A 9170-nucleotide genomic window follows, 5' to 3' on the forward strand; every position below is an offset into this window, starting at 1 on the left:
GGCCTACCGCGCGACCGGGTCGGAAGCCGGGGCTTCCGTCTTCGGCTCCACGTCGAGGGTGGTACGCAGGGTGAGCGGCTTGAGGAGCAGCGCCGCGATCACGCCCACGACGCCCACCGCCGCGGAGATCAGGAAGATGTGCGCGGTCGCGTCGCCGTACACGGTGTGCACGATCGTCTGGACCTCTGGCGGCAGCGCCTTGAGGTTCAGCGCGCTGACACTGCCCGTCGACGCCTGGCCCGCCGGCACGTGCAGCGCGGTGGACAGATCGGCGGTGACCCGGTTCGCGAGCACCGCGCCCAGCACCGAGACCCCGATGGTGCCGCCGAGCGACCGGAAGAACGTGACCGAGGCGCTGGCCGCGCCCAGATCCCGCAACGGCACGGTGTTCTGCACGGCGAGCACGAGGTTCTGCATCGTCATGCCGACCCCGATACCGACGATCGCCATCGCGACGCCGACCAGCCACAGCGGCGACGCGTGGTCGACCGTGCCGAGTCCGAGGAAGCCGATCACCAGGGTGATAGTGCCCGCCACGATGTACGGCTTGATCCGCCCGGTCCGGCTGATCAGGCGCCCGGAAACGGTCGAGGACACGAGCACGCCACCCATCAGCGGGATGGTCAGCAGACCGGCTTCGGTGGGGGAGTAGCCGCGCCCGACCTGGAAGTACTGGCCGAGGAACACCGCCCCGCCGAACATCGCCATGCCGACCGCGAGGCTCGCGACGATCGCCAGCGCGGGGGTGCGCTGGGTGATGATGTGCAACGGCACGACGGGTTCGCGGACCTTCCGTTCCACCGCAAGCGCGAGCGCGAGGAGCACGACACCGCCCGCCACCATGACCGCCGTCTGCCACGACAGCCAGTCGAAGCTGTTGCCGACGAACGAGACCCAGATCAGCAGGACACTCACGCCCGCCGCGATGAGACCCGCGCCGAGGTAGTCGACCTGGACGTTCTCCCGGCGCACCGTCTCCAGCTTCAGAGTCCGCTGCAGCACGATGAACGCCGCCACCGCGATCGGCACGCCGACGAAGAAGCACCAGCGCCAGCCCAGCCACGGCACGTCGACGATCAGGCCGCCGAGCAGCGGGCCGCCGACCGTGGCGACCGCCATGACCGCGCCGAGATAACCGTTGTAGCGGCCCCGCTCGCGCGGCGGGATGATCGCCGCGATCACGACCTGGACCAGCGCCTGCAGGCCGCCGACGCCGATGCCCTGGAACGCCCTGGCGGCGATCAGCTGCCCGGTGTTCTGGCTGAACCCGCTGATCATCGAGCCGATCACGAAGATCACGATCGCGACCTGGACCAGCGTCTTCTTGTTGAACAGGTCGGCGAGCTTGCCCCAGATCGGGGTGGTGGCCGTCGCCGCCAGCAGGGTGGCCGTGACCACCCAGGTGTACTGCGTCTGCGAGCCGTTCAGCGAACCGATGATCAACGGCAGGGCGGTCGACACCACCGTCGAACTGATCATCGCCACGAGCAGCGCGAGCAGCAGCCCGGACAGCGACTCGAGCACCTGGCGGTGCCCCATCGCCCCCGACGGTGCCTCCGCCGTTCCTTCGGTCTTCATGGCGTCCTTTCAAGCGTTCGGGGCAATTATTGCTCACTGTGCAAACTTGCGCAGTGAGAACTTTATTCCCCTCGCTACGCTGTCCTGGTGGACACCCTCGACACGCTCCGCACCCGCAAGAAGGCGGCGACGCGGCAGTCGCTGCACGAGGCCGCGCTTCGCCTGGCGATGGAGCACGGCCTCGACGGCGTGACTGTCGAGGACATCGCCGACGCAGTGGGGGTGTCCCGGCGGACGTTCTCGAACTACTTCGCGAACAAGGAGGACGCGATCCTGCACGCCGACCGCGAGCGGACCGGGCTGCTGGTGTCGCTGGTCGAAGGCAGGCCGCCGACCGAAAAGCCGTGGCAGGCGCTGCGCGCGGCGTGTCAGGACCTGTACCGGGCGAACCCCGTCCCCGACCGCGAATGGGTGGCGCAGCTGAGGCTGCTGCGGCGGCATCCGTCGCTGCTCGCACGGCAGGCCGGGGACCAGTTCGCCCTCGAACGCGACCTGATCGCGGTACTGCTGAACCGGGGACACGGCCTCGACCAGGAGCTGGCGCGGCTCACCGCGGCGACGTTCCTCGCCACCCTGCGGACCGGGAACATCCTGTGGCTGGAAGGCGGGGACGACGAGCCGCTTCCCGAGGTCGTGGACAGGGTGCTGCGCCGCGTTCAGCTCCGCTGAGTGAGGGCGTAGACGCTCGACACCACCGTGGTGGCCGCCCGGACGAAGGCGGCGACGGCCGGTGACCGCGAGTCCTGCGGCCACATCACCGCGAGGGTCGTGGGCTCGACGTCGTCGACGGCCAGGTACGCGATTCCCGGCCGGTGATAGCGATCCGCGACCGAGACGGGCAGGAAACAGACGATGGTGCCCAGTTCGACCAGCTTGAGGATCTGCGTCAGGTCCGTGACAGGGCCGTGGGGCGCCGCCGCGGCGGGCGGGCCGGTCGACGGGCCCTGGTCGGCGGGGGCGCCGTCGGGCAGGAGCCTGCCTTCCAGATCCGACAGGGTCAGCCGCGACCTGGCCGCCAGCGGATCGTTCGCCGCCACCGCCACCAGCCGGGGTTCGGTCAGCAACGGTTCGAAGTCCAGGCGGCGCGCGTCGAAGGGGGAGGGGACGAGCGCCACGTCCGCCCGCCCGTCGCGAAGCTGCTGCGGCTGTTCGCCCCGGCCGCCGAGGATCAGTTCGATCGGCAGGGCACCCTCTTCGGCTTCGTAGGCTTCGACGATCTTCGGCAACAGGCCGGCGTCGTGGTCGGCCTTCAAGGCCAGCCGCAGCCGGGGATCCGGGCGACCGGCCTGCCGGGCCCGCCGTTCGGCCGCGGCGACCGCTTCGAGCGCGGTCCTCGCGTCCCGCAGGAGAACTTCGCCCGCGCTCGTGAGCGTGACCTGGCGAGTGGTGCGTTCGAACAGCCGGACGCCCAGCCGTCGTTCCAGATCTCGGATCGCCCTGGACAACGGCGGCTGCGCCATCGAAAGCCGCTCGGCCGCGCGTCCGAAGTGAAGCTCCTCCGCGACGGCCACGAAGTAGCGGAGCTGCCGCGTCTCCAGATCACTCATATCCCCAGGGTATCAATGGCGACCTAGGCGGTCCTTCAGTCCGGCGCCTCTCCTGACTTGACTGGACGACGTCGAAAACCCCCTATCACCTCGGAGTCTTCATGATCGTCGTCACCGCGCCGACCGGACAGATCGGCAGCAGCCTGCTCGGCACTCTCCTGGAAACCGGCGAGCCGATCCGCGTGATCGCCCGCGATCCCGCCCGGCTGGCCGATCACGTCCGCGAGCGTGTCGAGGTCGTCAAGGGCTCGCACAGCGACGCCGCCGTCGTCGACGAAGCCTTCGCCGGTGCCGACACCGTGTTCTGGCTGGTCGCCGCGGACCACCGCGCCGAAAGTCTCGAAGCCGCGTACCTGGACTTCACTCGTCCGGCCTGCGAGGCCATCGAGAAGCACGGCGTGACCCGTGCGGTCGGCGTCTCCGCCCTCGGCCGCGGTGTCGCGGAGAACGCCGGGTACCTGTCGGCGTCGTGGGCCATGGACGACCTGATCGCCGCCACGGGCGTGCACTACCGGGCACTGACCATGCCCACGTTCATGGACAACCTGTTGTGGCAGGCCGGATCCATCGGCAAGGACGGCGTTTTCTTCGCCCCGGTCTCGGGCGACCGCAAGGCGCCGACCTGCGCCACCCGCGACATCGCCGCGGTCGCCGCCGGGCTGCTGCTCGACCGGTCATGGGAGGGCGTGGCCGACGTGCCGGTGCTCGGCCCGGAAGACCTGTCCCAGAACGACCTCGCCGGGATCATGTCCGACGTCCTCGGGCGGCCGGTGCGCTACCAGCAGGTCTCCATGGACGCTTTCCGCGCGACGCAACGCGCGAACGGCTGGTCCGAGGCGATGGCCCAGGGCATGGTCGACATGATGCTGGCCAAGGAGGCGGGCATCGACAGCGCCGCACCGCGGACGCCGGAGGCCACCACGCCGACGACCTTCCGCCAGTGGTGCTCGGAGGTGCTCAAGCCCGCCGTCGCCGCTTAGGTACCGGCCCGGTCCGGCGGTCCGAAGGTGTGACTCGCGTGATTGGGCGGCGAACTCGCGTGATCAGACGGACGACACACTCGCGGAAGGTGCCCGCCGTGTGTCGTCCGTCCGGACACACGTGTCGTCCGTCTGATCACGCGAGTCGTCCCTCGAGTCACGCGAAACCGCCCTGACCGACCACCTGTACCGACGCGCTACTTACGCCTGGGCTGTCTCCAGGAGCAGTTTCGCCGCCACGGCGGCACCATCGGTCCGGATGGCGGCGGCCACGGCCTTCGCCCGCGCTGCGGTCTCGGGGGAGAGGGCCGTCGTGAGCGCGGCCGACAGCGACTCGACGGTCGGCGCCGGATCCTGGTGTGCCACACCGATTCCCAGTTCCGCCACGCGCGACGCCCAATACGGCTGGTCCGCGATCCGGGGGACGACCACCTGGGGCGCGCCCGCCCGCGAGGCCGTCGTCGTGGTCCCCGCGCCGCCGTGGTGCACGACGGCGGCCACGCGACGGAAAAGCGCCTGCTGGTTGACCTCGCCGACGACGAAACAATCGTCGGCGTCGTCGATCGAGGCCAGTCCCGCCCAGCCGCGCGCGAGCAGGATCCGCCGTCCCAGCGCCCGCAGGGACTCGATGCTCACCCGGGCGATGTCCTTCGGCGCGTACGCGGCCATGCTGCCGAAGCCCACGTACACCGGCGGCTCACCGGCTTCCAGGAATTTCTCGAGTTCGTCCGGGAGCGGGCGGTCGTCGGGCTGGATCCACGCTCCCGTTGGGACGATGTCGAGATCCGTCATCCCCTCCGACGGGCACAGGACCGCGTCGGCGGCCAGCCACGGACTGCCGGTGAAGACGTGGTCGCGGACGTTGTCCACCGGCGGCAGCCCGATCGCCGCGCGGTGCTCGTTGAGCGCGCCGCCGTACAGGGCGTTCACCCGTTGGGCGTCCTGCTGCCACAGCACCCTGTTGTCGGTCTCGCCCTCCGGGGACGGCGTGCCCGGCCGCAGCCCCGGGGCGAAATGCCGCGACGGCAGCCCGAAGATGTGGAAACACGCGTACACGTAAGGAATTCCCCGTTTTTCGGCCACGTCCCTCGCGCCGGCGGGCAGCAGGCCGGTCGCCAGGATCGCGTCGCAGTCCTCCGCCGCAGCGGAGAGCGTCTCGAACCGGGCGGCGACCAGCGCCGGAGCGAGCTTCAGCGCGTCTTCCCCGGTCGGCGGTTTCGGCCCGGCGACCACCGAATGCACCGTCGGGCCGAGGGGTACCAGCGGTACCCCGGCCCGCTCCAGCAACCTCACGAACTCTTCGTCCGGCGGCGCGGCCACCAGCGCTTCCGCGCCGAGTTCCCTTAATTCTTTCGCGAGCCCCACCAAGGGTTCGACATCCCCGCGAGATCCCCACGTCGTCAACAGCACACGCACTTCGCGACTCCCCGTTTCCGCAGCTTCCGGCCTTCGGCGGGCAATTCTGCGGGATGACCCGGGCCTTGCCGCAAGCCCCGGTGTCGGCTATAAGTTGAAGGGGGCGAGGAAAACCCCCTTCTCACGTCCATTTCGGACGAATCCTTCAGATCGACCGGGTTCTTCAGATCGACCCGGTGCGCAGGGCGAAGGCGACCGCGTGCGTGCGGTTGTGGAGGCCGTAGCGCGACATCACCCGATGGAGGACGTTCTTCACCGTGCTCTCCGAATAGGCGAGTTTGGCCGCGATCTCCTCGGTGCCGTGGCCGTCGGCCAGCAGCCGGAGGACTTCCCGTTCCCGGTCGGACAGGCCGGAGAGCGCGAGCCCGTTGGGCACCAGCAGGTCCTCTTGTATCCGTTCGAGCTGTGAGAGCAGGCTGCCCTGCAAACGCGGCGGCAGGGCGCCCGCCCCCTGGCTGACCGCGAGAATCGTCCGCACCAGATGCTCGCTGTCGAGGTCACGCCGCGGCAGCAACGCGGCCATGCCGCATTCGATCGCCGTCATCAGGACCTGGACCGGGAAATGATCGGTGACGATCACGCATCTCGGCGGCGACGCGAGTGCCGACGCGGCACGGATCTGGCGCAGGAAAGCGAAAACCCCGTCGCCGATCGAATCCCCGACGGTCACGATCACTTCGGCCGACCCCAGGTCGGTGTCGGCGAGTACGTCCAGCCGTTCGTCGGCGCCGAGAATGCTCGTCGTGCCGAGCCCGGCCAGGAGATCCGGGGCATGCACGGCGACTCTGACGCGATCGGTCCTCCTGGCGGTCTTCTCCCCTTGAATCAACATCGAAGTCCCTGTCCGAAGCGCTCGGAAACCCGGAAACGGGCAGCGTGAATAGTTATCGCACTACTTAGAACCTATAACGTTACAACGTTGCATGTCAACCGCGGGGGCCTCGTCTCCCACGGATGGCTGCATCACACAGGGCAAGACGCCCGAGGAGCGGAAAAGGTTCAGTGCGAAGGTGATCGAGCTCGACGACGCTGGTCAGCGCGTCGTGAGGTCGTCCAGTTCGTCCGCGATCAGCAGATCGGGGTCGAACTTCATCCCGGTGAACTGGCCGGCGAGTTCGAGCGAGAGCACGCCGTGCAGCCGCGTCCAGAAGGCGATCGCGCGGTGCAGGGTCGCGGACGGGGCCGGATCGTCGCCCGCCCAGTCGCGGTGGCCGTCCAGGTGCCTGTCGAACGGGGTTTCCGGCCTGTCCACGGTGATCGCGCGGGACGCGTCGAGCAGGACGGCCATGACCTCACGCGAGATGGCGGTGGTGTCGTCGGGCGCGTGGTAGCCGGGGACGGGTGTGCCGTAGATGAGGAAGTAGCGCTGCGGGTCGCTCCGGGCCCAGTCCCGGATGGTGACGGCGAGACCGCTCAGGTCGGCGCCCGCTTCGTACGCCGTCCGGACGGTGTCGGCGAGGCTGCGGTAGGCGTCACGGATGAGCGCGGTGATGAGGTCGTCGCGGCTGGCGAAGTACCGGTACAGGGCGGGACCGCTCATCCCGACCTGCTTGGCGATCGCGTTGAGCGACAGCGCGGGGACCCCGGCGGCGGCGATCTGCTCCCACGCGTACTGCTTGATCTCCGCGCGCACCTGGTCGCGGTAGCGCTCCCGCGGGCTCTGCCCGTCGGCGTCCGTCATCGGCCCTCCCGCTCCATCGGCCGAAGCTTAGTTGGCGCTCCGGGCGGCGAGGAACCGAAGGGGCATGATCCGTTGCACGAACCGCCCTGATCGAGCGGATCCACCGGAAGTCCCGTCGCGGCTGATCGACAATGGCCGCATGACTGGCGATGAGCTCACCTGGCTGGACGCGACGGCTCAGGCGGAACTGGTCCGCACGCGACAGGTGTCACCGCTGGAGCTGCTCGACGCGGCGATCGCGCGGATCGAGAAGCTCGACGTCGAGCTCAACGCCGTGGTCAGTACCCGGTTCGACCAGGCCCGGCGGGAAGCGGTGACGTCGCGAGGGGACGGGCCGTTCCGCGGCGTGCCGATGCTCCTGAAGGACTTCCTCTGCCACACCGCGGGCGATCCGGTGCACGGCGGCATGCGCGTGCTCCGGGACCGGGACTGGCGCGCCCCGGCGGATTCGTACCTGGCCGCGCGCCTGCGGGCCGCGGGGTTCCTGTTCTGCGGCCGGACGAACACGCCGGAGCTGGCGACCAGCATCACCACCGAACCGCTCCTGCACGGCGCGACCCGGAATCCGTGGAACCCGGCGCGGTCGCCGGGCGGGTCGAGCGGCGGGTCCGCCGCGGCGGTGGCCTCGCGCATGGTCCCCGTCGCGCACGGCAACGACATGGCGGGCTCGATCCGGATCCCGGCGGCCGCCTGCGGGCTCGTCGGGCTGAAGCCGAGCCGTGCGCGGACCAGCCTCGGACCGGAGTTCGGCGAGTACTGGGGCCAGGTCACCCACGAACACGTCCTGACCCGCTCGGTCCGGGACACGGCGGCGATCCTCGACGTCACCGCGGGCGCCGCGCCGGGGGATCCCTACAGCGCCGCGCCGCCGGACCGTCCCTATCGGACGGAGGTCGGCGCGGATCCCGGCTCGCTGCGGATCGGGTTCCGGATCACGTCCCCGGGCACCTGCGAGACCGCGCACGCGGACAGCGTCGCCGCCGTCGAGCGGACCGCCCGTCTGCTCGAATCCCTCGGCCACCACGTCACGCCCACCGCGGCCGCCGCCCTGGACGCGCCCGGGATGTTCGACACCATGCCCGCGCTGCTCGCGGCCGTCGTCACCTGGGAACTCGACGCCTGGTCCGAGCGGCTCGGCGAACGGCTGCCGTCGTCCGTGCTGGAACCGATGAACGCGATGCTCGCCGAAGCGGGCCGCTCGGTCACCGCCGCGCAATGGGTCGCCGGATCGCTCTCGTCGCAACGATGGGCCCGCGGCGTCGCGGCGCTCTGGGAGGACGAACTGGACGTCCTCCTCACCCCCACGTCCCCCGCGCCGCCCGCCGAACTCGGCTACCTCGCCCCGGACGCGAAGTCGCCCGAGGAACTGGCCGCCGGGATCGCCGTCGGCGCGGCTTTCACGGCGCCGTTCAACATCACCGGCCAGCCCGCGATCTCCCTGCCGCTGCACTGGAACGCCCAGGGACTGCCGATCGGCGTCCAGTTCGTCGCCGCACAGGACCGCGAGGACGTCCTCATCCGGCTCGCCGCCCAGCTGGAGGAGGCGGCGCCTTGGTCGGAGAGGCGTCCCATGCCGCTCTCGTAAGGGGTCGTGAGTGGCGATTCGGGTTATCGGGCCGAAAGGCAAAAGTGTCGTGCTCGATCGCTCGCGCGCCTGCCGGGACCCCTGCCCGTACGCGCTGTCCCGCCACTCATCACAGGGAAAGCCCCTCACCCACCCGGCGCGACACATTTTCCTTACCCCTCAATAGAACAGCGGGAGGGCGATGGTGTCCTGCCGGGTGCCAAGTCCGTGAAGGCCTCCTTGAGAGACCCAGAGTCCCTCAAGGAGGCCTTCACGGACCGGTGTTCGGTGGCGATCAGCGAGGTGAAGGGGGCTTTCCGCTCGTGCGATGTGGGGAAAGTCCCCTTCGTCGCGGGTCTTGCGGTCCTCGTGGGCGGCGGAGTCCCCGAAGCGTTGCGAAAGCC

The 9170-nt window shown here is 70.0% G+C and carries 8 protein-coding genes; 3 read left to right on the forward strand and 5 right to left on the reverse strand.

Annotated features, from left to right (window positions below):
- Positions 1-3: 3 nt before the first annotated feature.
- Positions 4-1578, reverse strand: coding sequence for an MDR family MFS transporter (locus tag B0293_RS15435; RefSeq protein ID WP_005156593.1), 1575 nt, complete (start codon positions 1576-1578; stop codon positions 4-6).
- Between the two features lie 87 nt (positions 1579-1665).
- Between B0293_RS15435 and B0293_RS15440 the strand changes: the two genes are divergently transcribed.
- Entirely contained in the window at positions 1666-2247 is a 582-nt protein-coding gene (locus B0293_RS15440; protein WP_005156596.1) for a TetR/AcrR family transcriptional regulator, read from the forward strand.
- On the opposite strand, the gene B0293_RS15445 is transcribed toward B0293_RS15440, so the two are convergent.
- On the reverse strand, positions 2235-3125 hold the full coding sequence (locus B0293_RS15445; RefSeq protein ID WP_005156599.1) for a LysR family transcriptional regulator: 891 nt from the start codon (positions 3123-3125) through the stop codon (positions 2235-2237). The two genes, B0293_RS15440 and B0293_RS15445, sit on opposite strands and share 13 nt — an antisense overlap.
- Before the next feature lie 101 nt (positions 3126-3226).
- Between B0293_RS15445 and B0293_RS15450 the strand changes: the two genes are divergently transcribed.
- Positions 3227-4105 carry an NAD(P)H-binding protein gene (locus B0293_RS15450; RefSeq protein WP_005156601.1) on the forward strand — a complete coding sequence of 293 codons (879 nt, stop codon included), beginning with the start codon at positions 3227-3229 and terminating at the stop codon, positions 4103-4105.
- Positions 4106-4306: 201 nt separating this feature from the next.
- On the opposite strand, the gene B0293_RS15455 is transcribed toward B0293_RS15450, so the two are convergent.
- The 3 genes from B0293_RS15455 to B0293_RS15465 all read right to left on the reverse strand — a co-directional run bounded on the left by B0293_RS15455 (position 4307) and on the right by B0293_RS15465 (position 7202).
- Positions 4307-5521, reverse strand: coding sequence for a glycosyltransferase (locus B0293_RS15455; protein WP_039917720.1), 1215 nt, complete (start codon positions 5519-5521; stop codon positions 4307-4309).
- A 163-nt stretch (positions 5522-5684) separates the two neighbouring features.
- Positions 5685-6353, reverse strand: coding sequence for a helix-turn-helix transcriptional regulator (locus B0293_RS15460; protein ID WP_005156605.1), 669 nt, complete (start codon positions 6351-6353; stop codon positions 5685-5687).
- Between the two features lie 201 nt (positions 6354-6554).
- On the reverse strand, positions 6555-7202 hold the full coding sequence (locus B0293_RS15465) for a TetR/AcrR family transcriptional regulator (RefSeq protein ID WP_005156606.1): 648 nt from the start codon (positions 7200-7202) through the stop codon (positions 6555-6557).
- A gap of 139 nt (positions 7203-7341) precedes the next feature.
- Here B0293_RS15465 and B0293_RS15470 point away from each other — a divergent pair, with 139 nt between their 5' ends.
- Positions 7342-8787 carry an amidase gene (locus tag B0293_RS15470; protein ID WP_039917749.1) on the forward strand — a complete coding sequence of 482 codons (1446 nt, stop codon included), beginning with the start codon at positions 7342-7344 and terminating at the stop codon, positions 8785-8787.
- Positions 8788-9170 lie beyond the last annotated feature (383 nt).

Origin of the sequence: Amycolatopsis azurea DSM 43854 (genome assembly GCF_001995215.1) — a bacterium.
Classification (GTDB): Bacteria; Actinomycetota; Actinomycetes; order Mycobacteriales; family Pseudonocardiaceae; genus Amycolatopsis; species Amycolatopsis azurea.

Coding starts and splice junctions, on each gene's coding strand:
- B0293_RS15460 (WP_005156605.1), bottom strand. CDS start 6,353: ATGTTGATTCAAGGGGAGAAGACCGCCAGGAGGACCGATCGCGTCAGA.
- B0293_RS15470 (WP_039917749.1), top strand. CDS start 7,342: ATGACTGGCGATGAGCTCACCTGGCTGGACGCGACGGCTCAGGCGGAA.
- B0293_RS15435 (WP_005156593.1), bottom strand. CDS start 1,578: ATGAAGACCGAAGGAACGGCGGAGGCACCGTCGGGGGCGATGGGGCAC.
- B0293_RS15465 (WP_005156606.1), bottom strand. CDS start 7,202: ATGACGGACGCCGACGGGCAGAGCCCGCGGGAGCGCTACCGCGACCAG.
- B0293_RS15450 (WP_005156601.1), top strand. CDS start 3,227: ATGATCGTCGTCACCGCGCCGACCGGACAGATCGGCAGCAGCCTGCTC.
- B0293_RS15445 (WP_005156599.1), bottom strand. CDS start 3,125: ATGAGTGATCTGGAGACGCGGCAGCTCCGCTACTTCGTGGCCGTCGCG.